This is a genomic window from Xanthomonas sp. SHU 308 (genome assembly GCF_000364645.1).
In the GTDB taxonomy this organism is placed as follows: Bacteria; Pseudomonadota; Gammaproteobacteria; order Xanthomonadales; family Xanthomonadaceae; genus Xanthomonas_A; species Xanthomonas_A sontii.
On record NZ_AQOK01000057.1, the window covers coordinates 1 to 1153 of the forward strand.

1 protein-coding gene is annotated in these 1153 nt (G+C 66.4%); it reads right to left on the reverse strand.

What is annotated here, in order from left to right:
* Positions 1 to 9: 9 nt before the first annotated feature.
* The gene (locus tag D588_RS0102680) at positions 10 to 933 is read right to left on the reverse strand and encodes an IS110 family transposase (RefSeq protein WP_026143295.1); all 924 of its coding nucleotides are present in this window, start codon (positions 931 to 933) and stop codon (positions 10 to 12) included.
* Positions 934 to 1153: the final 220 nt, after the last annotated feature.

The window sequence follows — 1153 nt, forward strand, 5'->3', positions numbered from 1 at the left end:
AGTCAACTGTCATGCACCTGCGATGACAGGAGGAGCGTACGGGGCCTGATCGCGCGCGATGGCATTGAGCCAGCGCAGGAACTTGTGCATGCAGGCGACGATGGCGACCTTGGCCGGCTTGCCCGCTGCGCGCAGACGTGCGTAGGTGTTGGCCAAGGGGGATTTGGCGCGGATGCTGGCCCAGGTGGCCATGTACAGCACGCGCCGCACGTCGGCACGTCCGCCTTTGATGCGGCGCTGGCCTTTCCAGCAACCGCTGTCGTGATTGAACGGGGCCAGCCCGACCAGGGCAGCGAGCTTGCGTGGCGGCAGCGTGCCCAGCTCTGGCAGCCGCGCGGCCAGAACCGCGCGCAGGATCGTCCCGAGCCCAGGCACCTTGGGTAGGCTCGAGCAGGTCTTGCCCTGCTGCTCGATCTCCTGCGTCAACGTCTGGATCTGCTGGTTCAGCAGGGCGATCACCTCTCGGCAGCGGTGTTGCGCCTTGGCGCTGGTAATGTGTTCCAAGCGCCGCCGATGGGCATCGCGCTGGCCCACCAGGGTGGCACGCAGGTCCAGCAGTTCGCGAAGAGACTGCTGGTGCCCGGGCACCACGGGCGTGGGGGTGGTCGGGATGTGCTGGGCGGCGATGGCCAGCAGGCGCGCGTCCAGGGCATCGGTCTTGGCATGCAGGCCCAAGGCCTGGGCGAGCTTGCGCGGACGATCGGCGGCCATCCGCACTGCCGGCAGGTCCGCCTCTCGGAGCACCTGCAGCACGGCATGTTCGTAGCCGCCACTGGCTTCCAGCACGATCCGCTCGCAGTCCATCCCAGCCAGACGTTGGGCCAGCGCACGCTGCCCCTGTGGCGTATTGGGCTGGGTCCAGGCCTGCTCGTCCGGCAGGACATGAATGACCAGCTCAGCCTTGGATACATCGATCCCGACATGGCGCCGCATAGACGTTCTCCGCAGTAGCCTCATGGACGAGAGCGCTCCTGCCGATGCCCATGCTTGTGGAGTTCGAGCTCGTCACTCGGGCAACTGTTCGGGCTTGTCAGGCAGGAGAACCGGAGTGCGGCGGCGCTGACTCCTACTCGTGCTTGCTGGCACTGCGGCTAAACGGCCTGCCGCACTCCGCTCTCACCTACAACGATAGACCCTTATTTGACACAAGCGG